Origin of the sequence: Parabacteroides sp. AT13 (genome assembly GCF_002272965.1) — a bacterium.
In the GTDB taxonomy this organism is placed as follows: domain Bacteria; phylum Bacteroidota; class Bacteroidia; order Bacteroidales; family Tannerellaceae; genus Parabacteroides; species Parabacteroides distasonis.
Map to the genome: position 1 here is coordinate 134,154 of NZ_NQMH01000001.1, position 26,971 is coordinate 161,124.

Here is a 26,971-nt window from a genome sequence, read left to right on the forward strand (position 1 = left end):
CCTATGAGTATTCAATTTGACATTGCAAAACAGATTATAGCTGAAACATGCCCTAATCGCAAACTTAAGTTGGAGAATATTCGCCTTTTTGCAGATATTATTCAGCCTAAGAAATATCAAAAAGGTGATATAATTCTAAATGAAGGTGATATCTGTAATTGCCTATTTTATATAGAAAAGGGATTTATTAGACAGCACTACCTAAAGCATGATAAGGATGTGATAGAACATTTAGCATGTGAAAAAGATGTTGTCTGGTGTATTGACAGCTATTTTAACCGAGAGCCAACACATCTTATGATGGATGCTGTAGAAAACAGTGTTTTATGGGAAATTCCGCGTGATATAATGGAAGAACTTTCTGATGCTAATGGTGATATAGCTTATCTATATCGGAGTTTTTTTGAAAATTCCTTAATGTTATCACAATTAAAGGCTGACATTTTACGTTTCGAATCAGCAAATGACAGATACGCTAGATTACAGCAACATTTTCCTGAAATAACTAGAAGAGCACCTTTGACAATGATTGCTTCATATCTTCAGATGACATTGGAAACATTAAGCAGAGTACGTGCATCAATAGCTAATGCTGAGAGCAAATAAAGCAAACTAACTATTAGGACTTAACTAACATCAAAAACAGGTCAGGATATAGCGTCCTGACCTGTTTCTTTAATAAACTTAAAAGCTATGGATTAATGAGATGTTAGTCATCGTCATCATCATCGAATTCATCCTCATCGTCGTCATCATCATATTCTATTGCTTCACTTTCTTCAATAATGTTACTAAAAGCTCCTGTTAAATCAAAATGATAGTTCTTTTTATTGTTAAAAAATTCATACGTGATAGAGCCGAAAGTATTCATAATATGTAACTGATGTTTATGACTCACTCATCTTATTCGAAAAATAAGGGCAAACTAAAAAGTGTATGTTTACTATATTGAAGTCATATCTTTTGAACGACAAAAAGTAAATACTTATATAGAACAACTTCCAACATAATAATCACTTTTTAGCATGCCGCATACATTGTTAACCTTAAAAATCTTTTTACCTGTTGCAAGTAAATCTTACATTTACTATGCATAAACTAAACCCTATTTACTTTCCTCTCTTGCTTGACTTTAAATTATAAAAGACAGGGATCATACCAGTGGGGCACACATGTACCTTGCAAATTTACACACCTCATTTTTATGTAATTTAATATATCCCACTTTTAGCAGGATATTACTTTACAGTTGTTAACTCTTTTAAAGTGTCTGTATCTTCACTCCGATTGCTAAAAATTGTTTTCCTGTTTTCCATCCGATAGCTGTTTCTTGACAGTTGTATAATCTCACAACAGTAGAGCAGTCTGTCAAGCAATGCCGCTGCGACAGCTTCCTCTCCCGGTATTGCCAGCCACTCTGTAAGGGAGTAGTTGGCTGTAACGATAAGCGATGTCTTTTCCTGAAACTCATTCACCAGTTTGAACAGCAACATGATATCTTCTCTTTTCAAGGGAAAGAGTGTGGCATTGTCAATGGCCAGCAGCTGTGCCTTCATGATCCGTTTGTAGGTTTTCATCGCATGCCTGGAAACATCCCTTGTCTTCAGACAGGTCAGAAGGTCCTCCAGCGTAACCATATATGCCCTGTATCCGGCTTTCACCGCCTCATGGACAAGTCCGGCGGCAATATAGGTCTTTCCTGTTCCGGAACCGCCTGCCAGAAGCAGGTTGTATGCCTGTCCCACCCATACCAGCTCGCGCAGTTCGCGCAGCTTTCTGGAGTCGATTCCTTCCGTCCGGGTAAAGTCGTAACGGTCCAGATCATGCCTTGCAGGAAGCCCGGCCGCTTTCAAACGACACAAATATTTCCGGTTCTCCCTGGTCCGGACCTCCTCCCTGAGGCAGGCGAGTAGAAACTCCGGATAGGTCAGCTGCTTTTCCTGGGCCTGATGCAGCAGTTCCTCCAGATGTTCGGTCAGATTGCCCAGCTTGAGCATACGTGCACATTCCATGAGTTCCTTCTTATGTCTTGTCATAATCCCTGAGTATTTCGTTATAAGACTGTATCAATCCGCCTTGTCGGGGCAGGTGATCCTCCAGTCCGTATATTTCTGTTCCATTTTCCTTTCCCCTGCACACATATTCACACAGGCTTTTAACCGAGTCCCCGTTATAGATGCCTTTGTCCAGACATATCCGTATGGCCTCTATCAGTGTATTCTTGTCATATCCGGGAATTATGCGCAGGATCACCTCCAGATTATCCCTGTAATAAACGTGAGTTCGAAATAAAATCAAAAAATAGCAAGTTGTCCGTCATTGACAAACTTTACGTCAATGGCGGGCTTTTTTTCAAAAAAGCAGTATGCCGCGATAGCCGACAAGGAGTTGGCTATAAAGTTACTGAATGAACGATGTCTTGAGTGTTCAATCTGTGCGATGTTCTTCAGTTCGTCATTGACCGTTTCAATCAAGGCTCTTTTTCTTAGCAAAATCTTGTCGGCAATACTCATCAGTGAGTTCCTCATATTATTTTTAACTTTAGTAACAAGTTGTATGCCATTAAGGAAAAGGTTTTCAAACAGAGCCTGACCTATATATCCCTTGTCTGCACATAGTTTTCCTTTGATGTTTTCCAGAAACCTACCCTGTTTCAACGGTTCCCGGTCATCCACGTTTCCAGGCGTGAACATGAAATTGAGGATTTCACCCTTGTCATTGATTATCAGATGCAGCTTGAATCCGAAGAACCATCCCATAGAACATCTTCCACGCTCGGCAAGCCCTTCAAATGTCTTATGAATCAAGATTCTTTGGTTACGACATACACATAAGGGAGTGGAATCAACGAAACTGATGCCGGTACAAGTTCCCAGCAGTACTCTTTTGATGAATATGGTCATGGGAAGCAATACTTCCTTCTCCAGTTCCACAAAACGGTTATAAGAAACCTGACGAGGAAAAAGGTGTTTCAGATGTTTACAGACATACTCCTTGTAGTAATGCTTGAAACAACGGAAACCACCGGAGTGAAACAGGATTAGAATAACCATAATCTCTGCATCACTCATACGGTTGGGTTTGTTACGATGCATGGTCTTCATATCCTTAATCATATATTTTTCCTGTTGCAATGTAAATTCCTTGCAAAAATCATCGGCCATACAATAAATCTCTGTAACTTTAGACTCTGGAAACATAGTGGTAATCGTTTAAATGTTATAATTCAGCACTATAAATTTAATACTTTTATCGCTATGTTTCTAATTATAAGTGAAATATATTTATTCTTATTTCGAACTCACGTTAATAACGTTCCTTCCTCCTTTTCAGATTATCCATCCACATGGCTACCTCCCTGTTGCCCGACACATGGACAAGGATGCGTTCGGCTATCTTCACTCCGGCGTTTCTCGGTTTTCTGTGGGAGTCGTCATAAACGGTCCTTCCCTTTCTGGTACAGAGCGCATGCCGGCAGATGAGTTTCCCCGTATCCTTGTTGTACAGCTCCACATTCCCTTCCGTTTCCTGCAGCCAGACGGTTGTCTGCCCGCTCCGGTAAGTTCCGTATGGCAGGCTGTAATAATTCCCCCTGTACTGCACTGTATTGTCCTTGCGTACATGGTATTCCCTCATCTCCTCCTGCGGTGGTTGTGGCGTCCCATGATAGGGCATGAGAAAGCCTTTTTCCACGGCAAACTCTTCCCGGGGAAAAAGACGGGTGGTCCCGTGCACCTTCCCGTTCCCCGTCCTTTCAAGCCATTCGAGGGCCTCCCTGTTCAGACTGTTCCTGCATGATTGATGCAGTACTCCCCGATTTGTCTGTGAGCAAGCATGTTGTACTCTATGGATTTGTCAATCTTCGAACGGCTATGATGTTGTGGACTTTTCTTTCTCCTTTGTTGTCGAATTTCTTGTTGTCGCTTGGGTGGTTGACCACTTGACCATTCACCCATAAGGTGGTAGAACCGCCTCCATCCAGATTAAGTGCGCAATGTGCCTTCAGAATTCGCAAAAGATAGGCAAGTTCTGCAATGGACATTCCATCTGCGTGCCCTTCTGTCCTTCCATCTACCGCTACCAGCATTATGTCACCTTCTTTTGTGAGTGCAATGGCACTTCTGGGATGTCTGGTCTCTGAGAATTCCCGATCTATCGTCGTGAAGTCACACGTCTTGCCGTCCTGCATCAAGAGCGGTCCGGACGCAAGTATATCCCCATCCAGCGGGAACCCTTTCTTCTCATTTTCGTCGTTCCATGGTATGATCCGGATATTGTTATCCACCATGTGTACGGCACCATTGACACGCAAATGCCTTTCTTCGGTAGTTGTCGTATCTATTACCGCTTCATTTTTACGGAGGTAACAGGTAGAGAAGCCTTCCTTGATACTGAAGTACGACCCGTTTATGGCTGCAGAAGAACGGCTTTGTTCAGCCAATTGGCTAGTGGTGGTCAGCGAGTCCGTCGTAGCAATAAAGGCTGTATAGCCTTCCGCTCTTCCAATGGTCAGGATGCTGATGGATTGCTTGCCTCCAAACAGGCCTTCTATCGAAGCTTGTTTCAACTGGATGCCTTGCAGTGAAGATGTTCTCTCCCATTTGGCCGATACGATGGCCAGGGAATCCGATGGATTGCTGGCTTTGGAAAGCTGTACGCCCGTGAGTGTGAGCACTGAAGCAAAGATGAAACTGAGATATTTATTCATGGTTTTCAGATGATTTGATGACAATGAACGAGGTTACTCTGCGTTGTCCCGCATGGTCGAATTTCTTGTTGTCAGTCGGATGGTTCACGACCCCTCCTACTCGCTGCTCTGAAGAGGCAATCCACATGGTAGTGGACCCTCCACCATCCAGGTTCAAGGCTGATTGGGGGCAGAAGTAAGTAAGTAGAAATCGGGTCAGTTCGTTTGCAGACATTCCTGCCGCCTGGGTACTTCTTCCGTCAACGGTTATCAAAAGCAGTTTCTTATGCTCTGTAAGTGCTACCGCTGTCCGCGGGTGTCTCACTCCCTGGTGCCTTCTGAAGTCTTCGTAATCAAGCTTGTTCAGGTCCATTCCTTCTACGTTTCCGGTAAAATTCAGCCCTACAGGATCGTTGTTGTCTATCAACATGGGAGCACCGGATAAAATGTTTGCTGCGGGGTGTGAAAGAAAAGTCGAGTCGCTGGCAAATCGGATGTCGATGTTCTTGTTGTCGTCATCGAACAGGAAGGCACCTTCGTGTTTCCAGTATCGAATGTGTGTGCTGTCCAAACGGTTTTGGGCAAGGAGTCTACCTCCGATTTTGATGAACGATGCTTCGGCCTCGTAGGTTCCGTTGATGGCGGCAGCCGCATTGTTGCGTTCCGCTACAGAAGATAGGGAATCCCCATGCTCTTCGTAAACAAGCTGTATATCATAACTTGGGGAGGTCAGGTCGACCTCGAGAACGTCTACATTTTGGTGCGCTTGGCTGATGGAGTCATATCCGGCGAATCGGTAATGTATCAGTGCCGGCGCAATGGTGTCTGCCACCCACCCGTCCGAAATACGCAGTACCGGGTTTGAAGCTGATCCCTTGTTGGATATTGTCATGCAAGACAAGCACAGTAGGGAAATAAAGGCGGTTTTCAGTTTTTTCATGAGAATCCATTAAAAGTTGGGCGTTGGGGTATTCCCAACGCCCGATAGTGACTATTTCCGTTGCCCTTCACATTCCAATCGAAACAGAGGTTGGCAGGCTGTCCCAACAGAAACCAACAGTATCCCGACCGAGCAGGGCAACGATGAATAACAGGGATTGGTTTATCAGTTATATTCGTTGAGGTTGGGATTGTATTGCACCTCTGATTCCGGCAAGGGAAGATAAAGGTTTGTCTTTCCGTTCATGGACACTACCTCTTCGGAAATCTTGTTGGTACGAATCAGGTCAAAAAACAGGAAGCCCTCACAGTAAAGTTCCTTTCTGCGTTCCAGGGCTACTTTCTTCTGGTAGTCTTCCTCCGAAGCAATATCCGAGTTGTTGTACGGATTCAATCCTCTTGAACGGCGCAGCTCGTTCAGTCTATTCAGTCCGTTCCGTCCTTGTGCTTCCGCACTAATCAGGTACATTTCTGCAATACGTGAAACGATGAGCGGCGTAAAATCTCTGAACTTGTTCATGATGATATAGGTTTCGGAAACGCTCTCCAGCGTAGTGATGCAGGTGTTGTTGCGCGTATCAGCCGGATCCTCGAACAGTTTCTCCGATTCGGGAGACGGGCAGAGAAACCAGCTTCCTTTCATCGGTGAGTTGTAGGTGGTGAACAGGGCGTACAAGTTCTGGCCTCCTTCGCTAGTGTTGTTGCGGAAACTGAAGATTATCTCGCTGTTGTTGGTTGTCGTGAAGATGTTGTCGTAGTTTTCGCTGAGTTTGAATTTGGGATTTGCGATCAGCGTTTCAGCCATATTTTTGGCCGTTTCCATATCTCCGGTTGTCAGGGCCAAGCGTGCCATCAGAGCTTGGGCTGCTTCGAGGCTTACCGTGAAGGGTGCGCCCGAAGTTTCACCAAAAGGTTTCAAATGTCCTTCATCGATACAAAAACTTAACTCTTCCTTGATGAAGTTGAACACAGCGGACTGTTTGTCACGCTTTACGTTCTCCAGGGTATTGTCCTTGATGATGGGAACACCATCCCAGCGTGTGGCCAGACAGTAATAGGCGTATGCCCGGAGGAAACGAGCCTGTGCCTCTATATGGGTGTTCTTTTCACTGGGCTCCAAATTGGAAAGGATGGAAAGGGTGGTATTGGCATTGTAAATGGCCTTGTAGTAACCACGCCACATCGTAAGCAGCGTACCGTTATTGGAGGGTATCTCGTTGTTTACAAAGTCATTGGAACCGCTCAGGTAGGTATTGATCAGATTCTCGCCCCGCATGTCAAAGAGTACCCAGGTGTCGCGACCCGGGTCGTTCTGTAACGAGCGGTAGGTACCGGTTAGCAGTTGTTCCACTTCACCTTGTCCGAGAATGGAGGGTGAGACGGCCGTTGCAGGTTCCAGATCCAACCAGGAGCAGGAACTGGTACCCAACGCGGTGCCCAGCATTAATGTATATATCAGATGATTTAGTTTCATGATGAATATCGATTATAAATGAATTATATTTAGAAAGTAAGATTGAAGCCGCAGACAAACGTACGCAACTGAGGAACGGTCATGGCATCCTCGCCCATTGTCTTGGAATTGTTGACTGAGTAGCTGACTTCAGGGTCATATCCAGGATAAGAGCTGATGGTCCACAGATTCTGTGCGGACAGGTACACACGCATATTGCTGATGTTCAGCTTCTGGGTCAGGTTTGACGGAAGGGTATACCCCAGTGTCACATCCTTGAATTTGAAGTATGAGCCATCATGAAGCAGGTAGGTAGATGCCTGTGTGTTGTGCGTGCTGATCATGGCACGAGGTATCGAGTTGTTTGTGCCGGGGCCGGTCCATCGGTTGGCAGCAATGTCCTTACGCATGCCGTAGTTGTTGTGTCCAACGGCATCAATACCACCCATACCGGTAGCATAGACATCGTTGCCAACGGAGAAAGTGTTGAAGATGGTCAGGTCGAAATTGCCGTATCTGAACCGGTTGGTGAGACCACCGAAGAAATCCGGAAGGGGCTTTCCGACGATTTCCTTGTCGGCGGGTGTCAAATCACCATCATTGTCCTTGTCTGCATACTTGATGTCACCGGCACGAACCCCCTTGGCATAAAGTTTTTCAGGAACCTCTTGATTATCTTGATAGATACCATCCATTTTATACATGTAGAAGGATCCGATGGGTTGTCCCACCTGAAGGACATGGTTGCCTACAGGAATGGGCTTTTCATCAATCAGTGAGGTCAGCTTGTTCTTGATCGTTGAGATGTTGAACTGTGTATCCCAGCTGAACCGGTCGTTCATGATGTTGTGACTCTCTACATTGAATTCGAAACCGGTGTTTCGCATGCTGCCGATGTTTTGGGTAATGGATGAGAATCCAGTTGTAGTATGCAGCGGGCGGTCATAAAGCAAGTCTTTCGTGTTCTTGATGAAATAGTCCATACCGACAGTGACTCTGTCATTGAACAGCGACAGGTCCAGACCGATGTTTGTCTGGTCGGACTTTTCCCATTTCAAGTCCGGATTGGCCAGGGTGGTGATAGCAATGCCGTCCTGGCCGTTGTAGTTGTGTCCGCCATTTGCCAGTGAACGGGAGTCATAGTTTCCAATTCCTTCCTGGTTACCGGTCATACCCCAGCTGGCACGCAGCTTCAGGTCCGAGATGATTCCGTCTTTTGGAAAAAAGGATTCGTTGCTGATGCGCCAAGCACCTGACACCGATGGGAAGGTACCCCATTGGTTACCGTCAGCGAACTTGGATGAACCGTCTGCACGGATAGAGAAGGTGAAAAGGTATCTGTCCGCATAACCCATGTTCAATCGGAAGAAGGTAGAGATGAGTCGATTCTTTCCTCCGGTGGTAGAAGCGCTGTTGATTCTACCTGCCGCGTTGATGTAGTCAAATTGTGAAGACGGGAAGTCCTTGCCGACAATAGAACTGGCATCTGTGTTGATTTCTTGCATGGAGTACCCTCCCAATGCCGTGAAATTGAAGTCCTTGATCTGTTTGGTATAAGTCAATGTATTATCGATCAGATAATTCTGCATCATCGAACGATAGTCTGTAATCTCACCTTTCGGACTGCCGTAGGGATGGTCCTTAGTCAGCTTCAGATAGTCGTTTGAATAGCGGATGTCTCCGCTCAGGCTGAGCTTGTATTCCAGTCCTTCCAACAGTTTGATGGTCAGGTAGGCGTTGGCCAGCACTCTGTACCATTCGTTTTTGGACTTTTGTTCATTTAGGACCTGGATCCCGTTGTGTCGTGGAATATCCACGCCTCCAATCATGTATCTTCCATCTTCTTTGAACGGCACATCAAACGGCCGCTGCTCGATGGAGCGTGTAAAGATGCCGTTGCCGACGTTGTCATTGGGAACGCGGTTGTTAATGGTTTTGCTGAGTGCAATGGACACCCCAGTCTGGAAGGCGTTGGAGATGTCGTGGTCGACATTGGTGCGGAGTGAATATCTCCGGAATCGGTTCGTAAGGATAATACCTTCCTGGTCGAAGTATCCCAAAGAAGAGTAGAAACGCGTCTTTTCGCTACCGCTGGAAACCGAAACCTCGTAGTTTTGTACGGCTGCTTGGTCGTGAGTAATGAGATCGATCCAGTCTGTATCGGGTTGTCCCGGACGGGGGTTGACTTCCAGAGTCTTGTAGAGGTTGTCTCCCGGTTTCAGGTTGTTTTGGGTATTGTAGTTGTTGACGGCTTCGTTACGAACAGTAAGGTAAAGATCCGAGTCAGCCATTTCGATTTCCTTGGGAAGTGACTGCAAACCGTATGAAGCACTAAGATTTACGGTTGTCCGTTGGCCTTTCTTTCCTCTCTTGGTGGTGACCATCACAACACCGTTGGTAGCTCTCGAACCATAGATGGCCGTTGCCGCTGCATCCTTCAGTACGTCTATTGACTCGATGTCGTTGGGATTGAGCATGGACAGCGGATTCTGCACGCTACCACCAAAGCGTCCGTTGACGCCTGAATTGTCCGAGTTGCTTACAGGTATACCGTCAATGACGAACAATGGTTCGTTTGAGCCGTTGATAGACCCTACACCACGGATGCTGACACGGACAGCTCCACCGGGCATACCTGATGCGTTCGTAATGTTTACACCGCTCAGGTTACCTTGCATCATCTGGTCCAAGCTGGTTGTTACCGAAAGCTTTTTGTCGCTGGCCTTGAGTGAGGAGGTTGAACCGGTCAGTTCTTTCTTTTTCTGGACGGCGTATCCGACAACGACCAACTCATCCAGCGCAACTGCATCTTCTTCGAGCACAATTTTCTCGACCAGCTGGTCTCCTTTCAGTTCCTGTGTCTTGTATCCAACGTAGGAGATGACAATGACAGCATCCCGATTGGATAGCGAGAGCTGGTATTGGCCGTTGAAATCTGTGATACATCCGTTGTCTGTACCTTTCTCAAAGATGGTTACTCCAATCAGTGGGTTTCCATCCTTGTCAACAATGGTACCGTTGACATTCTTCTTTGTCACAACATACTCTTTGGTCAACATCTTGCTGTAAGTCTGTGATGCAAGAGCAGGATGAGACATCCCTAAGTGACAGCATGTAATACAGATAGACGATGCAATCTGTAAGTAACGTAATTTCATATAACAATATTTAATAACTAAAAATCCTTTGTTGACAAGTAGTCAATAACTCTTAAAAACGGTCGCAAAGTAAGGCATATCCGTATTACAGGGAAAGCGAAACTGGTTAAGTTCCAAATTCGAAAGCGTCAAGAAAATGTTACATAAAAAAACCGGTAAGTCAAAGATGACCGCTCGTATATATTAAGGTATCGTTGCCAAGTATGAGGAGTTCGGGGAGAGGTTCCGGGTAGGTGGATTGTAATCGATTAATGTAAAAAAACGTACTTTATTTTGTCATTGAAACGTTTCTGCCACTTAACTGCTATGTAATATGATGCCGGTATTTTTGCCACCATATCAATAACAGGCATATATCATCAAATACATGAATCATAGAGCAAAAGTCCTTTCCGGCATGGGTAGTGTGCCACTTTTATCCGTCGCTGCGCCAATGTCTTTTTGGAGAGGATGTGGATTGATGGAGCATTCAGTAATCAGCCAAATGGAACTTTGTCGGTATGCGGATAATCCTGCTTTATTGCCTCTAAACCCTGCTTGGAAATAGTAAATTCATCATTTAAATTAATAGATTATATGGAAGTAAAGAAAGTATTGGTGAGTGCATTCCTTTTGACCACTTGCTTGATGAGTGGACAGGCGCAACGCCGGAATGAAATTCAGGTTCCTGATTTGGACGGATATACCACGTTGAAGTGTGACTTTCACATGCACTCTGTGTTCTCCGATGGTCTGGTTTGGCCTACCGTGCGTGTAGATGAAGCCTACCGGGATGGACTGGATGCCATTTCACTGACAGAACATATTGAGTACCGCCCTCACAAACAGGATGTTGTTTCGGATCATAACCGTTCGTTCGACCTTTGTCGGGAACAAGCTGAGAAGTTGGGGATACTTTTGATTAAGGGCAGTGAGATTACGCGAGCCATGGCACCCGGACACTTTAATGCCATCTTCTTGTCTGATTCCAATCCATTGGAACAAAAAGACTACAAGGATGCTTTTCGTGAAGCCAAAAAGCAGGGCGCTTTTATGTTTTGGAACCATCCCGGATGGGATAGTCAACAACCGGATACGACCAAGTGGTGGCCAGAACATACAGCACTCTATCAAGAAGGCTGTATGCACGGTATCGAAGTGGCAAACGGTCATTTGTATATGCCTGAAGCCATTCAGTGGTGTTTGGATAAAAACCTTACGATGATCGGTACTTCCGATATTCATCAGCCGATTCAGACTGATTACGACTTTGAGAAAGGAGAACACCGTACCATGACGTTTGTCTTTGCGAAGGAACGCTCTTTGCAAGGTATCCGCGAAGCTTTAGACAATCGCCGTACTGCTGCTTATTTTCATGAGTTGCTGATAGGACGAGAAGACTTGCTTCGTCCCTTTTTTGAAAAGTGCGTGAAGATTGAAGAGGTAAGTCGTAATGAGCAAGGAGTGACGCTCTCTATCACCAATGTGACGGATCTTGTTTTGAAACTGAAAAAGACAGCGCATGACACTTTATTGGTGTATTTCCGGGATATGACCTTAAAGCCACATACGCGTTACACTGTCCGTATCGGGTTTAAACAGGGTATCAAAGGTGGCGATGTAAATTTCGAGGTAACGAACTTTATTGTGGCTCCCGATAAAGGACTGAAATATACCATTTCTCTGTGAGATGCTATCGATAGTAATTCATGGACTGATCTTTTGCCTGCACGCTGTTCCTACTCTTTTGAAGAGTTAGAATAAGCAATAACGGTGGCATGAATAGCCAAATAGATTGTGATGGCCATGAGTCAATTTATTGAATTTGAGGATTCATCAGACTTGTTCTTTATATTTTATCTACATTCAATCAAATTGATATCAAAAGTTTGAATATCTAATTTAAATTATAGGTTTATATAGATATAAATCAACAAGAAGGTGTGTCGTAATGCACGATGCACCTCTTTTTTGTTCATCACTATACAAATCTGTTCATTTTCTTTAAGCTGCGATCTTTTGAAGATTTCTTTGATTTATGCAGCGGGTGGAGAGAATAAGACTTTTATCGGTTCGGCGGACTGGATGCCGCGCAACTTGGATAACAGGGTGGAAGTAATCACTCCCGTTTATGATTCTCGAATCAAGGAGGATTTATGGAAAGTCATTGATTTTGGACTCCGGGGTAATTGTCAGGGTAGCGTTGTCGACGGAAGCGGTAAGAACTGCCTTTGGACAACGGATACCGAAGAATCTTTTCGCTCGCAAGAAGAACTATATAAGTATTACAAATCACATATAACGAATGACTGATAGTAAATGTTACGCAGCTATTGACATCGGCTCTAACGCAGTGCGGTTGTTAATCAAAAAGGTGAAGAATAATGAGAATCTAGCCAATAAGCGCCTTTCCAAAGTGATGCTCCTGCGTGTACCTCTACGTTTAGGCTTTGATGTTTTTTCCTTGGGAGAAGTGTCGGATGCAAAGGTGATGAAATTGCGCAGGTTGATGAAGGCTTTCCGACAATTGATGAAAATTTATGAAGTGACAAACTATAGGGCTTGTGCCACTTCTGCCATGCGTGATGCCCAAAATGGCAAGTCTGTAATCAAAAAGGTATGGAAAGATACGGGAATCAACATTGAAGTGATTAACGGTCAAGAGGAAGCACGTATGATTTATAACAATCATATCGAGTGTTTGGAAGACCGTGCCGGAAACTATATATATGTAGACGTCGGTGGGGGAAGTACGGAAATAAATTTTCTCATCAACGGAGAGTTGGTACAGTCTCTATCATATAATATAGGTACCGTCCGAATGTTGAGCAATTCTGTAAGAGAAGGTAGTTGGGAACAGATGAAAAGTGACTTGACTCGTTTAACTGCTGATTTTCAAGGTGTCAATATTATAGGTTCGGGTGGAAATATTAATAAACTTTATCGTCTTGCTGATAAAAAGGATAAGAAACAATCACGTTTGCCAATCACTTCTTTGCAGGAGCTGTATGATAAGTTAAAAGTTCTAACTCTTGAACAGCGCATGGAAGAATTTAATCTGAAAACTGACCGTGCAGATGTTATTGTTCCCGCCGCTGGGATATTTCTGATAATTGCAGGTATTGTCAAAGCTGAGTATATCCATGTTCCGGTCATTGGCTTAGCAGATGGTATTATTGACAATTTGTATGCCATAGACCTGAAAACGGAATAAAAGGAATTGTGCATAGCTGTTTTAACTAGGGATATTCAGTAAATCCTATAAAATTAGCCAACTAATTCATACTAAAAGTATTGCGAATTAGTTGGCTTTTTTGTATCTTTAGGTATTTCCCCTAAAATTTTGAAGAACGATTGACAAATGCTTCAGCGGAGTCGTTCAATGCTAAAATCAAAGCTCTTCGAAGCCAGTTAAGAGGGGTGGCTGATCTGAAATTCTTCATGTTCAGACTGGCTAGGCTATACGCTTAAAGGAAAGCTTGCCAACCGGAAAAATCCGCTGCCCCCAAGTTTGTGTTTCGGGCATACCGAAACGGCTTGCTCCCATACTACTTTAAGTAGTGTGGAGGCATATCATCCCGTTGGTCTTAATAAAACAATCTCGCTCTGCAATAATAAACTTTTTCATATTTCTTTCTTGATTTAAGACGCAATTGGTTATCTTTGCAACAGTCCTCGACTTCTTTCTAAGCTCATCCTTTCAAAAGAGGTTGTGTATAGAAAGGCTGCTCACGCCGGGCTGTCATCCCCCTAAATGGATAACAGTGGGCTATGATGGGTCGGGATTGAGGACAGACAAAATGTGAAGGCGTTTACTTGACGCTTTGTTCTTGACACATAGAAATCTGGCAGTTTCGAATTGTTAGTCAAATTCAAAGCAACGGTAGATGTCCATGGGTATGTTATATCCGATTGATTGTATGCAGGCAGACCTTGTCGGTTGTTTGCATCATATTCGTTTATATACATATCGGCGTGGGCTTCGGCGTTGCTCGTTTCGACTAACAGGGCGATGCCAGAGCCTCTATGTGTGGGACGAGTAACAAGCATGATTCCCACGCTTTTCTTTTGTCTAAATCTTTTTGTGTAACAGCAGGCTTGCCGGGAATCAAGTCCGCACTTTGACTCGGCAATGAAGCAGAATGAACGTGCTGGTATTATGCGGATAGTTTCAGACATTGTGAAAGCTGATTCTATTATCGACTTACGAGAAATTGATTACTTGGATGGAATCAAAGACAAGTACCGCATAACGAAAGATGATGAAGCTATGGGCGATTCCATGACTTTGTCCGATGCTGTTTGCCTGTTAAAGAATTTATCTCCAGGTCTAATCCATGACATTATTGGAGATTTTTACAATTTGGCCTTGTCAGACAACGCTTTTAGTCGAGAAGAGGGGCTTATTGTACTTGCCATCATAGCTTGTTTGTCTGAAAAATATTTCACACAAGCTGAAATATATTCGACAGTTTTACCCAATAACACGTTAGCCGAAAAATCACAGATACTTTATATTGAAGGGGAATATTACAAGGAGGCAAATAAAGAAATCTCTGATGCTTACAGGGAAATATCCAATGAATTCCGATTGATAGGTTTGAATTTTGTCTATCTCCCAAAGGTATGCGAGCATTATAAGTCATTGCCACAAAGCAAATTATTATCATTGCTTTCATTTCTGTATCCTAAAATTTCAGAAAAACAGATGGGAGATATGATACGGCAGTTAACCTCGTTGAATACTTCTGATTTCTGCAAGGAAGGCATTGTCGGGAAAATGAATCTCAAAGACTTGAACGAATCGTTACCGTCGATGCTTTTGTGTATAAACGATTCGCTTGTTGAAGGTAAGATATACTCAAATTTTCTTTCGATAACTCTCGAAAAGGACGCTCTCAATATAGCAAGGGATTTTACAGACTTGTTCATGAAATTGTATAAGCCAAGAGTATTGAATCCTTCTTTTGAAGGTAAGGAAAGATTTGTTTATCGCGGTTACTACAAGCAGGTATTTGACATATTTACAGATAGAAAAGGCGTCAGAAGCAGTGTTGTTATAGACCTGCTTCATGGAGAGATTCTCTTGCCTGAGGCCGAAATAAAGTTATCAAAACTTCATAGAAGAGAGAAAGCCTTGTATGCCTTATTTTTGTTGGAATCAGGAAGTGGTGGAATAAATTTCAGTAAACCAGAAAATGTAAAAGCTCTAAAAAGATTTGACCACCGTATGCAACTCATACAGCTAAAGTATGAGATGATTTATGAAGGTTTTGGCGGCGATAAATCTCGTGCACCGAAAATATATCTTTCGGAAAACAGGTTGCCAATGTTAAGTTTGATTAAACAACAAATTCGCCAAATCGGAGAATTATTAAGCAATGCCGATGACTACTTGGTTCAACGAAATCTTTTTGGCAATTACTGTGTAGCCATTCCTCCGGAACTGTGTCTATGTTACGATATGCAAGCAAAGCAAATTTGCCGTTTTGAGGATTCTGCTTTTTGGAGCCGGGTATTGGCCTTATAACCTTGCAACTTTTTGCAGACGATTTTTTCCTTTATCGGGTGTAATATTGCAGATTTCTGTAAATCAAATACTTATTGCCTAATTTTGCGTAAAAATTTAAGCAAATACGATTATGGCAATTACATTGGAAAAAGGACAGCGGATAGGCATAGGTCTATCTAAAGTTAGTGTAGGTCTCGGATGGGACCCGAATGAAGGTACAGGTTTTGATTTCGATTTGGATGCCTCTGCATTTATGTTGGGAAGCAACAAGAAAATTCCCAATGACAATTATTTCATATTCTACAATAATCCGAAATCTCCAGACGGAGCGGTGGAATCTACAGGTGATGACACTACTGGAGGCAATAGTGACGGAGGGGATGATGAAACATTGAATGTTGACCTGCAAAAAGTTGACCCTTCCATTCAGGAGATTCTGTTTGTTGCTACAATTTATAAGGCAGACGAAAGGAAACAGAATTTTGGGCAGGTTAGAAACTCTTACATCCGCATCTACAATTCAATCACCAACGAAGAAATAGCACGCTATGATTTGGACGAGGATTTCTCTATTGAAACAGCCGTTGAGTTCGGGCGTTTGTATCGCCGTGGCGGAGAATGGAAGTTCGAAGCTATGGGTATAGGTAACAAAGGTGGATTGCAAGCATTGGTCAACAAATATCAATAAACCATGCCTATAAATCTTGTAAAAGGACAGAATCACGTGCTCAACATGAATATTTTTCATGTTGGGCTTGGATGGGACGTGAATGAAGGGGCATCACCATATCCATTTGACCTTGATGTGTCTGCATTCATGATTGGAGCCAATAAGAAAATACTCAATGATGATTTCTTGGTATATTATAATAGTGAACATAGAGTTCTGCCATCTAATTTGACACGGTTCGAACCTTTTTCTGCAAGTAAATATCCACCTTATACTGATACTCAAGGCTGCTATCATTCGGCTGATATGCATTGGAAAGAGGAGACAAGACCCGTTTCACCGGAATTTTCAGTTATAGGGTCAATAGATGACCAAGATGGTTCTACCTCAGAAGATGGCGATGATGAAATTATGGATATAGATTTATCAAAAGTGTCAAATGACATTCAAGAAATTGTAATCACAGTAAGCATATATGACTACCAAAACCGTAAACAAAACTTTGGTCAGGTAGAACGTGCTTATGTCCGTCTTTATAAGCAGGGGCAAGAAACCGAAGGTCAGGAAGACTTCAGATATGATCTAAATGAGGATTTCTCAATATGTGCTTCCATTGAATTTTGCAGGTTATATCGCTACAAAGGGGGATGGAAAATTCAAGCGACAGGCATTGGGCATCATGGCGGTCTTGAGGAATTAGTTGAAAAATACAGATAACTTCATTTCTATGGCTATAGTTCTTGAAAAAAGTGGCGACCAACATCGCATAAACCTTGAAAAAGGTGGGGCTTCCTCTATGGGAGAAATCATTATAAATCTCAATTGGAGTAAGGGAAGTTTGATGAAACAAATTTTTGGAAAGCCCATAGACCTTGACCTCGGATGCTTTTATGAGCTTCGGGATGGAAAGAAAATGTTGATTGATGGATTGCAATTCTCTCATAACAGAGGAGGAAACCGCCATCAGCAAACAAGGCAGGGATGTTACGATTACGCGCCTTACATTTGGCATCAAGGTGATGACAGAGGTGGTAGCTCTTCTTCTGGGGAAACAATCTATGTAAACCCTAAGGGGGTCAATGTGATAAAGCGTATAATCGTCTATACTTTCATATATGAAGGCGTGGCAAAATGGTCTGAAACAAATGCCGTTGTTACGATTAAAGTACCAGGGCATGAAGATGTAATCGTTGAAATGGGAAAACAATTTTCAAATAAAACATTCTGCGCCATAGCTCAATTGGATTTTGGTGGTGATGATTCCATTACGGTTAAAAGACTGATTACGTTCCATGATGGACATAAGGATTGTGACATGATGTATGGATGGGGATTTAACTACTCGCCAGGAAGCAAGGACTAATGTTGAATAATTTATAAAGAAAATATTTTATGGCAATACGATTAGAAAAAGGACAACGCATTAATCTTGAAAAAGATAATGGTGCGAAGCTACAAAGCATCTGTGTAGGTGTCAATTGGGGTGCAATTAAGAAAAAGAATTGGTTGGGTTTTACTACAACTGAAGCGGTAGATTTAGATGCCAGTTGTGCTCAGTTTGATGCTCAAGGTAATATCATTGACAAAGTTTGGTTTAGACATCTCGCTTCTAATGATGGGGCAATCAAACATAGTGGCGATGATTTAACAGGAGATATGGATGGAGACGATGGGTTGGACAATGAAGTTATAACTGTTGATTTGCACAAAGTTAATCCACGAACAGATAAGATTGCCTTTGTATTGAACAGCTTTCGTGGTCAAGATTTTAAACTAATTCCTTTTGCGTCTATTAGAATTTATGAAGGAACTCCTACAAAGGTACGGGAAGTATTTGCTACTTATGATATTGCGAATGACCCAACTTTTGCGGGGAGTGTATCAATGGTAATGGGAATTTTCTATAAACGTAATGGGGAATGGAAATTCAACGCCATTGGTGAACCGACAAGAGATAGAGATTTCGAAAGCACTTTACAAACTGTCAAACAAAAATATTTATGAGAAGATTACCCGTTTACTTGTTATTGGATACATCTGGCTCTATGTACGGGGAACCGATAGAGGCGGTCAAAAATGGAGTCCAGACACTTATTTCAACCTTACGAGGAGACCCTTATGCCCTTGAAACAGCATATATTAGTATCATAACTTTCAATTCTGTGGCTCAACAGGTAACACCTCTTACAGAATTGTCGGCTTTTCAACAACCCCAAATTGAAGCAAGCGGATGTACTGCTTTGGGCGAAGCACTGACCTTGCTTGCACAAAAGGTTGATACCGAAATTGTCAAAACCACACAAGAAGTCAAAGGAGATTGGAAGCCTTTGGTTTTTCTTATGACAGATGGCGAACCTACAGATGATTTGCAGAAGGGGCTTGACGAGTTCAAGAAAAGAAAATTCGGTATGGTCGTAGCTTGTGCCGCAGGGCAAGGTGCTAACACGAATACGTTAAAGAAGATTACAGAAAATGTCGTTCAGCTTGATACAGCCGACAGCGCAACAATTAAGGCGTTCTTCAAATGGGTAAGCGCAAGCATCAGTACAGGCAGCCAAAAAGTTGAGGATACTCACGGCGATGTTGCATCGATGAGCGAGCTACCTCCTCCACCTCCAGAAGTAAATATCGTTGTGTAAAGAAACAAAGCAAAGTGGCACGAAACAGTTTGTGCCACTTATGCTATAAAGTTTATCAAGAATGAGACATTTACCTGTATATATTTTGATTGATACCAGCGGGTCTATGAAGGGTGAACCGATAGAAAGTGTCAAGGTTGGCTTGTCTGATATGATTGCAACTCTCCGTCAAGACCCGTATGCGTTGGAAACTGTTTGTATAAGCATAATAACTTTTGACAGGGAAGTAAATCAGATTTTACCTTTGACCGAACTTGCCGATTTACAGATACCCAATATCATCACGCCGGATTCAGGCCCGACATTTCTTGGAAAGGCATTGGAAATGCTTTGCAATCGGATTGAAGTTGAAGTTCAAAAGGGTACACCTGAACAAAAAGGCGATTGGCGTCCATTACTCTTCGTGTTAACAGATGGCAAGCCTTCCGACATTCAGGTTTATGAGAATATCATCCCCAAAGTAAAAAATAAAAATTTTGCAAGTATAATCGCTTGTGCAGCCGGTCCCAAAGCAAAGATAGAACCGCTAAAAAAGCTCACAGACCAAGTGTTTACACTTGATACAATGGATGCCACATCGTTTAAGAAATTCTTTGTGTGGGTTTCTGATGTTATAGGTGTAGGAGGAAAAAGTGTGGGAACAACGGATTCTTTGGAATTGCCAGGACCACCTGCGGAAGTGAATATAGTAATATAATTGTTTATGAGAAGATTACCGATATATTTTCTGATTGATGTTTCAGAATCAATGGTTGGAGAACCAATCATTCAGGTAGAGAAAGGCATGAGGAATATCATACAAGAGCTAAGGACTGACCCGTATGCTCTTGAAACAGTATTTGTGTCTGTCATCGTTTTTGCAGGAAAGGAAAAGGTCTTGTCTCCTTTAACTGAGTTGTACAAGTTCTATCCACCGCAGTTTCCTATAGGCGGAGGAACATCGTTAGGCACTGCTTTGGACTGCCTGATGAACGATATTGACAAGTCCGTAAAGAAAACAACTGTTGAAATGAAAGGCGATTGGAAGCCTATCATTTTCCTTTTTACTGACGGGATGCCAACCGACAATCCACAGCAAGCCTTCAACCGATGGAACGCACATTATAAGAGAAAAGCGAATTTGGTTTGTATTTCAATCGGTGACAATACTGATACTAAAATGCTTGGAAAAATCTCAGACAATGTGTTGAGATTGAATGATACAGGGGAACAATCCTTCAAGGCCTTTTTCAAATGGGTTACGGCTTCAATCAAGTCAACAAGTGTTTCTGTTACCGATATGGGAACTGATGAAATCCAACTTGCTTCCACATCGGGAATTGACCTTGAAAAGGTGGATACGACTAAAGACTGCACTGTGGATGAGAACTTTGTCGTACTGCTCGGCAAATGTTCAAATACAAAAAAGGAATATCTTATCAAATACGCCAAGCGAGTAGGTAAAATACCCGGATTAGAGCAACTTGACGTAAAAGGAATAGACTACAAACTTGTGGGGGCTTATCCAATTGACGATAAGGCTTATGAAGAATTAAGCGATGGCAAGTCCAACCGCAACATCAACACCATGTCTTTGATAGGAGTACCCACTTGTCCTTGTTGTGGCAATCAATTCGGCGTAGTCGTATGCGAATGTGGCAACATTATGTGTTCAGACGGTCAAACTACCGCTTGTCCGTGGTGTGGAATGGAAGGCTCATTAGGAGCTATTGGTGATGGCGGTTTGGATATAACACGGGGAAGAGGTTGATTATGAACATAGAAAAAGCAATAGACCTCCTAAGCAATGGAGAATCTGATGAACGCATGAGTGGCTTCATCAAATATTATGCTAACAAGCTGTGGGCTGAATATAATGAATATCTTATGAATGAAATTGTTGTGATAGAGAACAAGGTAAAAGAACTGCCTATCGTTATACCTAATGCGTCTATCAGAAAGCCGTATAATGCGATTGTATCAATACCGTGCGAAGAAATGACCGACATAACATTATCAGGTCTCACAGAAGAAGTGCAAGGGCTTATAATTGAGAAGCAGGAGGATGGCAAATCTTTTAAGATAAGTGGAACTCCCAAAGAAAGCGGAACTTTTGATGTCACGTTAAGATACAAATATCGTGGTTTATCTGTTGAGCGTCCTTATCTGGAACGTATGTTACAAATTATCATCAATCCAGACCCAAGGGATTTATGGAAAGATATTCCTGTGCCCGAAGATATAGAGTATCCGAAAGATAATACGGCAAAAGAATATGTAAAAGTTGCTGCACTTTCCGATGGAACTCCGCAAAAAGATATTGTGGCTGCAAGCAAAAGAGGCCGTTCACATGCACAAGAAGGTAAGCCACGTGATGACGATTTCCGTTTGTATCATGACGAAAAAACGAATTGGTATGTCATTGCCGTGGCCGATGGAGCGGGGTCTGCACCCTATTCCCGTGAAGGTTCAAGAATAGCTTGCAATGTAGCAGTTGAGCATTGTAAAGAACAATTGGCTGATTCTGAAAATTTTGATGATGACATCAATCTCTATCATCTTGACCAAAAATCGGAAGCGGCAGGTAAAGCTATTAGTGCGGATATATACAAAATCGTAGGTAATGCCGCCTTAAAAGCGCATAAGGCAATAGCGGCAGAGGCTCAACCAAAAGGTCGCAAGACCAAGGAATACTCTACAACATTGTTACTGGCTATCTGCAAAAAATATGATTTTGGTTGGTTTGTTGCCTCATTCTGGGTCGGCGATGGGGCAATATGTCTTTACAACCAAGATAATGAAACTGCGATGATGCTCGGTATGCCTGATGAGGGTGAATATGCCGGGCAAACACGTTTCCTTACAATGCCTGAGATATTTTCGGATTCCAATAAATTCTACCAAAGAATGAATTGCCGGATTGTTCCGGACTTTACAGCTTTATTCCTTATGACGGATGGCGTTAGCGACCCCAAGTTTGAAACCGACGCTAATCTGAAGTCTTATGATAAGTGGAATGAATTATGGGCTGACCTTAAAGAGAATGGAGTGGAATTAACGGATGATAATGAGGAAGCTGCAAATCAGTTGTTGAATTGGTTGGACTTTTGGTCACCGGGAAACCATGACGATAGAACCATTGCAATATTGTATTAAACGTAAAGCATAATGGCAAATAAAATAACTCTGACAGCAAATGACGGAAGTATCGTTGAGTTTTATGATGAAATAAAAGCTCAAGGTGGGGTTAAGGATGTTTATTTTAGTCCTGACAAAACCTATGTTGTCGCTTTCTATCGCAAGCCAATCAATGCTAATGACAGAGAGCGTATCACCAATATTGTTGGTATCTATCGCCAGCGGATTTTCGATACTCCAGAGGGGAATTATTGGAAAAATCTGTTTGCATGGCCTACAAAAATGGTAGAATGGAATGGAAAGACAGGCATCATAATGCCATTTTATGACAAAAGGTTCTTCTTTTCTTCAGGACCATTTAAAGGTAAAGAAAAAGAGGGAAAATGGTTTGCTTCCGCTAAATTGCGTAACAAATTTTTGCCTGCTGACCAAAAAGGAAATTGGCTGACTAACCTTCATATGTGTATCAAGATTGCACGTGCTGTCCGACGACTCCATGCGGCAGGATTGGCACATTCGGATTTGTCTTACAAGAACATACTGGTTGACCCGATTACAGGAAGTGCATGTATCATTGATGATGACAGTTTAGTAGTTCCGGGCAAATTTCCTCCTGAGGTTATAGGTACACCAGATTTCATTGCCCCTGAAGTCATTGAGACCAAGCATCTTGCATTAGATGATAAACAACGGAAACTACCGAGTATCTATACAGACCGTCATGCATTAGCTGTCCTGATATATATGTACCTGCTTAATAGGCATCCGTTAAGAGGCGGCAAGGTGAATGATGTCAATGACAGTGGACGTGATGAGGAATTGTCTATGGGTGCAAAAGCCTTGTTTATTGAGAATCCAACAGACAAGTCCAATAGGGTTAAAGCCCAGCAACTATCCCCTGCCGAGTTGCCACAAGGCGACCCTGCAAAGATGCCATATACTATTTGTGGCCCGTATCTGAAGAAATTGTTTGACCGTGCTTTCGTAGAAGGTTTGCACGACCCGTCAAAGCGTCCGAGTGCAGCGGAATGGGAAGATGCCTTAGTCAAGACAACCGATTTGGTACAGCCATGCCAGAATCCTAATTGTGAAGCCAAGTGGTTTGTATTTGACAACACTACCAAGCCTAAATGCCCGTTTTGTGGCCAGCCATATCACGGACAATTGCCGATATTGAATTTTTATTATGCTCCCTCACATGGCAAATTCATATCGGAAAATTATCGTTTGATGGTATATGACAAGCAAACTCTGTACAAATGGCACGCAAATAATTTAGTATCTCCAAGTGAACGGACATCTGAAGCTGACAAAAAGCCTGTTGGGGATTTTCATTTCTTCAATAATCAGTGGATTCTGATAAATCGCAATCTTCCTGACATGATGGATGTTACAGAGAAGAAGCCTATCGCTATAGGCGAATATGTGCCGCTAACAGAAGGAAGGCAGATATTGCTTGACAAAGGACAGGGAGGACGACTCATTGTTGTTCAACTTGTTAACAATTAGAACGATAATAATCATTTATAAAATCACGAAGCAATAGATATAAAGCAAAATGAAAAAATCAATCGCTCTGCTAATTGGTATTGCATTAATTTTATTAGGTACGTTGACAAGAGGTAATTGGATTATCGGACTGAAATTATTGTGTGCCATATTTCTGGTTATGCTCGTACTTTATTGGAAAATAGCACCCTTTAAGCAACAGCTATTCCCTAAATATCAAAAGGCTTTTGGCATAACAGAAAGAATATTCATGAGATTGCAGAATATCTTAGGCTTTATTCCCAAAATACAAATGGGGCAACGTTTGCAACTTGACACTTCGTTGATTGTATGTATCTTTTTTACGCTTTTGATATTAGTTGTTTTGTGAAAACATTGACTGTATCAACCAAACTGGATAAATCGGAACTAATAATATGGCAAGGAAGAAAATCGTAAGAATACCGGGAGTAAGTTTTTCTTGGAAACGTGCGCTGGGCATAACACAGGCAAAACAGAAATTTGCCCGTCAAACCGGAATACCAACATCCAAGGCTGGATTGGAGCGTAAATTGGGAAAAGCTCTACTTAAAGTCCTATTTGGCAAATAATTATTAATCAATAAGTTTTTCAGTATATGCAACAGAAAAAGCATTACATTGGCTTGACAGATGCAGAAGTCTTGGAGAGCCGTAAAAAGTATGGAGTAAACATCCTTACTCCACCAGAGAAAGAACCGTTATGGAAACAATTTTTGGAGAAGTTCACAGACCCACTTATCATCATCCTGATGATAGCGGGCGTTTTGTCCATTGGAATTTCATTTTACGAGTATTTCGGGCTCAATGAAGGTTTTACTGTGTTCTTTGAACCCATTGGCATTTTTGTGGCAATTTTACTTGCTACCGGGTTGGCTTTCTATTTTGAATTAAAGGCGGATAAGGAGTTTGCCATATTAAACCAAGTGAATGATGACGAACTGGTTGAAGTCATACGAAACTGCAATGCAACTCAAATTCCCAAGAAAGATGTGGTTGTTGGGGATGTTGTCATCATTAATACTGGTGCAGAAGTTCCTGCAGATGGTGAACTGCTGGAATGTGTCAGTCTGAATGTAGATGAATCCACGCTTACGGGAGAACCGATGTGCCATAAGAGCGTTGACGAAAAGGATTTTGACCCAGATGCGACATATCCTACCAATCACGTTCTTAAAGGAACTAAGGTGATGGAGGGGCATGGTATATTCCGTGTGACTGCGGTCGGGGATAAAACAGAAAACGGCAAGGTTTTCGTAGCCGCGCAAATTGATGACAGTGTAAAGACACCACTCAACGAACAATTGGATGGGTTAAGTGACCTGATAACCAAATTAAGCTATGGATTTGCTGCATTAGTAGTTATCGGTCGTTTGTTGATTTACTTTTTGGGAGACAATTCAATGGAATGGGCACATATTACGGCATATGTACTCCAGACGTTAATGATAGCCGTCACTCTAATTGTCGTTGCTGTGCCCGAAGGATTGCCTATGGCTGTAACCTTGAGCCTTGCATATAGTATGCGTAGGATGTTGAAAACTAACAATCTTGTACGCAAGATGCACGCATGTGAAACGATGGGAGCCACAACTGTAATTTGCACGGATAAAACCGGAACACTGACCCAAAATCAGATGAGCGTTGAGGAAGCTCAATTCTACGGTTTGGCTAATCAGGCATTGGGGACAGATGAAACAAGCCGTTTAATAAAAGAGGGCATTGCGCTTAATTCTACGGCATCATTGGATTTAAGTAATCCTGACAAGCCTGTGGTATTGGGCAATCCCACAGAGGGGGCATTGCTTTTATGGCTTAGAAATAATGGCATTGATTACCGCAATCTGAAAGAAGATGCCAATGTAGTGGAAGAATTGCCTTTCTCGACGGAAAGGAAATATATGGCGACAGTTGTTGACTCTGCCCAACTGGAAGGAAAGAAAATCCTCTATGTTAAAGGTGCTCCCGAAATAATCCGCTCCCTTTGCAAGCAAATCGACAAGAATGTGAATATTGCCGATATTGACAGACAACTGACGGACTATCAAAATCGTGCAATGCGTACTTTAGGTTTTGCATACCAAGTATTGAATGACAGTGATATGGCTATCGCAGACGGTAAAGTGGTTGCTGATAACCTTACTTTCATGGGGATTGTTGCCATTGCCGACCCTGTCCGTAAAGATGTTCCAGCAGCCGTGCAAAAGTGTATGGCCGCAGGCATTAATGTAAAAATCGTAACAGGAGATACTCCCGGAACAGCCAAAGAAATAGGGCGGCAAATCGGATTATGGACTAAAAAGGATAGTGACAGTGCAATAATAACAGGAGCGGAGTTTGAGAAACTTTCAGATGACGAACTTGATAAGAAAGTGCTTGGATTGAAGATTATCGCTCGTGCCCGTCCATTGGATAAGAAACGTCTGGTTGAATCCTTACAAAGAAACAATCAAGTGGTAGCAGTAACAGGTGACGGTACGAATGATGCTCCTGCACTCAAGGCGGCTCATGTGGGCTTGTCAATGGGTGACGGCACTTCCGTAGCCAAAGAAGCCTCGGACATTACCATTATAGATAATTCATTCAGCAGTATTTGTCGTGCAGTAATGTGGGGGCGTTCGCTTTATCAAAACATTCAGCGTTTTTTATTGTTCCAACTCACGGTCAATGTGGCTGCATGTTTTATCGTGTTGGTGGGTGCATTCATGGGAACAGAATCTCCGTTGACCGTGACGCAAATGCTGTGGGTGAACTTGATAATGGATACATTCGGTGCTATGGCTCTTGCCTCATTACCACCTTCACAATCTGTAATGAAAGACAAACCTCGTGACCGTAAAGCCTTCATCCTTACCAAACCTATGATGAAAGACATTCTCGGTGTTGGCGGATTTTTCTTCTTGCTGCTTGTTGTGTTCCTTTATATATTCCAGCACACTGAAATCACGCAAATGACAGACCTGTTGCATTGCAAGCTCGGTGAAGCCAATGGATTGTCACCATACGAACAGACTCTATTGTTTTCAATTTTTGTGTGGACGCACCTTTGGTATATGTTCAATACCCGTTCATTTGAAACAGGAAAAAGTTTCTTCCAACTTAAGATGAGCAAAGAGTTCTTTACTATTGTCGCTATTATTTTCATTGGGCAGATAGTGATAGTTGAAGTCCTTTATGATTTCTTTAACTGTACTCCAATGAAACTTATAGACTGGGTGATAATAGTGGTTCTTTCCTCACTGGTTCTTTGGGCAAGAGAGTTATGGCACTTACTAACCAAAAGGGGATAAA

The 26,971-nt window shown here is 42.5% G+C and carries 23 protein-coding genes and 4 pseudogenes; 18 read left to right on the plus strand and 9 right to left on the minus strand.

All coding sequences use genetic code 11. The features are described 5' to 3' along the window. Nucleotides 1-3 precede the first annotated feature (3 nt). Nucleotides 4-606, plus strand: coding sequence for a Crp/Fnr family transcriptional regulator (locus CI959_RS00710; RefSeq protein ID WP_005835699.1), 603 nt, complete (start codon nucleotides 4-6; stop codon nucleotides 604-606). Nucleotides 607-709: 103 nt separating this feature from the next. Here the strand turns inward: CI959_RS00710 and CI959_RS21410 are convergent, their stop codons facing one another. The 9 genes and pseudogenes from CI959_RS21410 to CI959_RS00750 form a co-directional block, all read right to left on the minus strand. Then, the gene (locus CI959_RS21410) at nucleotides 710-871 is read right to left on the minus strand and encodes a hypothetical protein (protein ID WP_005835698.1); all 162 of its coding nucleotides are present in this window, start codon (nucleotides 869-871) and stop codon (nucleotides 710-712) included. A gap of 367 nt (nucleotides 872-1,238) precedes the next feature. Next, complete coding sequence (istB, locus tag CI959_RS00715) at nucleotides 1,239-2,036, minus strand: IS21-like element helper ATPase IstB (protein WP_012055745.1); 798 nt, start codon at nucleotides 2,034-2,036, stop codon at nucleotides 1,239-1,241. Next, nucleotides 2,023-2,274 (minus strand): annotated as a pseudogene (locus CI959_RS00720) (IS21 family transposase); the annotation flags it as partial. The gene istB and the pseudogene CI959_RS00720, both read right to left, overlap by 14 nt. A 20-nt stretch (nucleotides 2,275-2,294) precedes the next feature. Next, nucleotides 2,295-3,200: an IS982 family transposase gene (locus CI959_RS00725; RefSeq protein WP_016270147.1), complete on the minus strand. Its 906-nt coding sequence runs from the start codon at nucleotides 3,198-3,200 to the stop codon at nucleotides 2,295-2,297. 109 nt (nucleotides 3,201-3,309) lie between these two features. Continuing rightward, nucleotides 3,310-3,783: pseudogene (locus CI959_RS00730) on the minus strand (IS21 family transposase); the annotation flags it as partial. A 61-nt stretch (nucleotides 3,784-3,844) separates the two neighbouring features. Further along, entirely contained in the window at nucleotides 3,845-4,708 is an 864-nt protein-coding gene (locus CI959_RS00735; protein ID WP_095231393.1) for a phosphodiester glycosidase family protein, read from the minus strand. Beyond that, on the minus strand, nucleotides 4,701-5,627 hold the full coding sequence (locus CI959_RS00740) for a phosphodiester glycosidase family protein (RefSeq protein ID WP_012055748.1): 927 nt from the start codon (nucleotides 5,625-5,627) through the stop codon (nucleotides 4,701-4,703). Before CI959_RS00740 ends, CI959_RS00735 begins: the two co-directional genes overlap by 8 nt. A 165-nt stretch (nucleotides 5,628-5,792) precedes the next feature. After that, on the minus strand, nucleotides 5,793-7,100 hold the full coding sequence (locus CI959_RS00745) for a RagB/SusD family nutrient uptake outer membrane protein (RefSeq protein WP_005842468.1): 1,308 nt from the start codon (nucleotides 7,098-7,100) through the stop codon (nucleotides 5,793-5,795). A 29-nt stretch (nucleotides 7,101-7,129) separates the two neighbouring features. Continuing rightward, a complete protein-coding gene (locus CI959_RS00750; RefSeq protein WP_080552604.1) occupies nucleotides 7,130-10,237 on the minus strand; it encodes a TonB-dependent receptor in 3,108 nt (1,035 codons plus the stop codon). Between the two features lie 576 nt (nucleotides 10,238-10,813). Here CI959_RS00750 and CI959_RS00755 point away from each other — a divergent pair. The 17 genes and pseudogenes from CI959_RS00755 to CI959_RS00830 all read left to right on the plus strand — a co-directional run bounded on the left by CI959_RS00755 (nucleotide 10,814) and on the right by CI959_RS00830 (nucleotide 26,970). After that, the gene (locus CI959_RS00755) at nucleotides 10,814-11,905 is read left to right on the plus strand and encodes an Sb-PDE family phosphodiesterase (protein WP_005842464.1); all 1,092 of its coding nucleotides are present in this window, start codon (nucleotides 10,814-10,816) and stop codon (nucleotides 11,903-11,905) included. A 345-nt stretch (nucleotides 11,906-12,250) separates the two neighbouring features. Then, a pseudogene (locus CI959_RS00760) lies at nucleotides 12,251-12,529 on the plus strand (polyphosphate kinase); the annotation flags it as partial. After that, on the plus strand, nucleotides 12,522-13,430 hold the full coding sequence (locus CI959_RS00765; protein WP_057250691.1) for an exopolyphosphatase: 909 nt from the start codon (nucleotides 12,522-12,524) through the stop codon (nucleotides 13,428-13,430). The pseudogene CI959_RS00760 and the gene CI959_RS00765, both read left to right, overlap by 8 nt. Nucleotides 13,431-13,558: 128 nt before the next feature. Next, a pseudogene (locus CI959_RS00770) lies at nucleotides 13,559-13,687 on the plus strand (transposase); the annotation flags it as partial. A 661-nt stretch (nucleotides 13,688-14,348) separates the two neighbouring features. Beyond that, nucleotides 14,349-15,746, plus strand: coding sequence for a hypothetical protein (locus tag CI959_RS00775; RefSeq protein ID WP_004289452.1), 1,398 nt, complete (start codon nucleotides 14,349-14,351; stop codon nucleotides 15,744-15,746). A gap of 109 nt (nucleotides 15,747-15,855) precedes the next feature. Further along, a complete protein-coding gene (locus CI959_RS00780; protein WP_342982428.1) occupies nucleotides 15,856-16,416 on the plus strand; it encodes a TerD family protein in 561 nt (186 codons plus the stop codon). A 3-nt stretch (nucleotides 16,417-16,419) separates the two neighbouring features. Beyond that, nucleotides 16,420-17,115: a TerD family protein gene (locus tag CI959_RS00785; protein WP_032597362.1), complete on the plus strand. Its 696-nt coding sequence runs from the start codon at nucleotides 16,420-16,422 to the stop codon at nucleotides 17,113-17,115. A 10-nt stretch (nucleotides 17,116-17,125) separates the two neighbouring features. Beyond that, nucleotides 17,126-17,761, plus strand: a complete 636-nt coding sequence (locus CI959_RS00790; RefSeq protein ID WP_004289455.1) for a hypothetical protein — start codon at nucleotides 17,126-17,128, stop codon at nucleotides 17,759-17,761. Between the two features lie 29 nt (nucleotides 17,762-17,790). Then, complete coding sequence (locus CI959_RS00795; RefSeq protein ID WP_004289456.1) at nucleotides 17,791-18,402, plus strand: TerD family protein; 612 nt, start codon at nucleotides 17,791-17,793, stop codon at nucleotides 18,400-18,402. Continuing rightward, nucleotides 18,399-19,037: a VWA domain-containing protein gene (locus CI959_RS00800; protein ID WP_004289457.1), complete on the plus strand. Its 639-nt coding sequence runs from the start codon at nucleotides 18,399-18,401 to the stop codon at nucleotides 19,035-19,037. The genes CI959_RS00795 and CI959_RS00800 overlap by 4 nt, the downstream gene beginning before the upstream one ends. 61 nt (nucleotides 19,038-19,098) lie before the next feature. After that, nucleotides 19,099-19,734: a VWA domain-containing protein gene (locus tag CI959_RS00805; RefSeq protein ID WP_032597360.1), complete on the plus strand. Its 636-nt coding sequence runs from the start codon at nucleotides 19,099-19,101 to the stop codon at nucleotides 19,732-19,734. A 6-nt stretch (nucleotides 19,735-19,740) separates the two neighbouring features. After that, nucleotides 19,741-20,787, plus strand: a complete 1,047-nt coding sequence (locus CI959_RS00810; protein WP_032597359.1) for a TerY-C metal binding domain-containing protein — start codon at nucleotides 19,741-19,743, stop codon at nucleotides 20,785-20,787. A 2-nt stretch (nucleotides 20,788-20,789) separates the two neighbouring features. Beyond that, a complete protein-coding gene (locus CI959_RS00815) occupies nucleotides 20,790-22,172 on the plus strand; it encodes a PP2C family serine/threonine-protein phosphatase (protein ID WP_004289460.1) in 1,383 nt (460 codons plus the stop codon). A gap of 12 nt (nucleotides 22,173-22,184) precedes the next feature. Continuing rightward, complete coding sequence (locus CI959_RS00820; RefSeq protein WP_004289461.1) at nucleotides 22,185-23,663, plus strand: helix-hairpin-helix domain-containing protein; 1,479 nt, start codon at nucleotides 22,185-22,187, stop codon at nucleotides 23,661-23,663. A 49-nt stretch (nucleotides 23,664-23,712) separates the two neighbouring features. After that, complete coding sequence (locus tag CI959_RS00825; protein ID WP_004289462.1) at nucleotides 23,713-24,033, plus strand: hypothetical protein; 321 nt, start codon at nucleotides 23,713-23,715, stop codon at nucleotides 24,031-24,033. A gap of 46 nt (nucleotides 24,034-24,079) precedes the next feature. Next, on the plus strand, nucleotides 24,080-24,253 hold the full coding sequence (locus CI959_RS21415) for a hypothetical protein (protein WP_004289463.1): 174 nt from the start codon (nucleotides 24,080-24,082) through the stop codon (nucleotides 24,251-24,253). A 26-nt stretch (nucleotides 24,254-24,279) separates the two neighbouring features. Beyond that, entirely contained in the window at nucleotides 24,280-26,970 is a 2,691-nt protein-coding gene (locus CI959_RS00830) for a calcium-translocating P-type ATPase, PMCA-type (RefSeq protein ID WP_004289464.1), read from the plus strand. The last annotated feature ends 1 nt before the right edge of the window (nucleotide 26,971 follow it).

Bases quoted from the DNA above. Each gene is read 5' to 3' on its own strand.
- CI959_RS00710 (WP_005835699.1), top strand. From the start codon at position 4: ATGAGTATTCAATTTGACATTGCAAAACAGATTATAGCTGAAACATGC.
- CI959_RS21410 (WP_005835698.1), bottom strand. From the start codon at position 871: ATGAATACTTTCGGCTCTATCACGTATGAATTTTTTAACAATAAAAAG.
- istB (WP_012055745.1), bottom strand. From the start codon at position 2,036: ATGACAAGACATAAGAAGGAACTCATGGAATGTGCACGTATGCTCAAG.
- CI959_RS00725 (WP_016270147.1), bottom strand. From the start codon at position 3,200: ATGTTTCCAGAGTCTAAAGTTACAGAGATTTATTGTATGGCCGATGAT.
- CI959_RS00735 (WP_095231393.1), bottom strand. From the start codon at position 4,708: ATGAATAAATATCTCAGTTTCATCTTTGCTTCAGTGCTCACACTCACG.
- CI959_RS00740 (WP_012055748.1), bottom strand. From the start codon at position 5,627: ATGAAAAAACTGAAAACCGCCTTTATTTCCCTACTGTGCTTGTCTTGC.
- CI959_RS00745 (WP_005842468.1), bottom strand. From the start codon at position 7,100: ATGAAACTAAATCATCTGATATATACATTAATGCTGGGCACCGCGTTG.
- CI959_RS00750 (WP_080552604.1), bottom strand. From the start codon at position 10,237: ATGAAATTACGTTACTTACAGATTGCATCGTCTATCTGTATTACATGC.
- CI959_RS00755 (WP_005842464.1), top strand. From the start codon at position 10,814: ATGGAAGTAAAGAAAGTATTGGTGAGTGCATTCCTTTTGACCACTTGC.
- CI959_RS00765 (WP_057250691.1), top strand. From the start codon at position 12,522: ATGACTGATAGTAAATGTTACGCAGCTATTGACATCGGCTCTAACGCA.
- CI959_RS00775 (WP_004289452.1), top strand. From the start codon at position 14,349: ATGAAGCAGAATGAACGTGCTGGTATTATGCGGATAGTTTCAGACATT.
- CI959_RS00785 (WP_032597362.1), top strand. From the start codon at position 16,420: ATGCCTATAAATCTTGTAAAAGGACAGAATCACGTGCTCAACATGAAT.
- CI959_RS00790 (WP_004289455.1), top strand. From the start codon at position 17,126: ATGGCTATAGTTCTTGAAAAAAGTGGCGACCAACATCGCATAAACCTT.
- CI959_RS00795 (WP_004289456.1), top strand. From the start codon at position 17,791: ATGGCAATACGATTAGAAAAAGGACAACGCATTAATCTTGAAAAAGAT.
- CI959_RS00800 (WP_004289457.1), top strand. From the start codon at position 18,399: ATGAGAAGATTACCCGTTTACTTGTTATTGGATACATCTGGCTCTATG.
- CI959_RS00805 (WP_032597360.1), top strand. From the start codon at position 19,099: ATGAGACATTTACCTGTATATATTTTGATTGATACCAGCGGGTCTATG.
- CI959_RS00810 (WP_032597359.1), top strand. From the start codon at position 19,741: ATGAGAAGATTACCGATATATTTTCTGATTGATGTTTCAGAATCAATG.
- CI959_RS00815 (WP_004289460.1), top strand. From the start codon at position 20,790: ATGAACATAGAAAAAGCAATAGACCTCCTAAGCAATGGAGAATCTGAT.
- CI959_RS00820 (WP_004289461.1), top strand. From the start codon at position 22,185: ATGGCAAATAAAATAACTCTGACAGCAAATGACGGAAGTATCGTTGAG.
- CI959_RS00825 (WP_004289462.1), top strand. From the start codon at position 23,713: ATGAAAAAATCAATCGCTCTGCTAATTGGTATTGCATTAATTTTATTA.
- CI959_RS21415 (WP_004289463.1), top strand. From the start codon at position 24,080: ATGGCAAGGAAGAAAATCGTAAGAATACCGGGAGTAAGTTTTTCTTGG.
- CI959_RS00830 (WP_004289464.1), top strand. From the start codon at position 24,280: ATGCAACAGAAAAAGCATTACATTGGCTTGACAGATGCAGAAGTCTTG.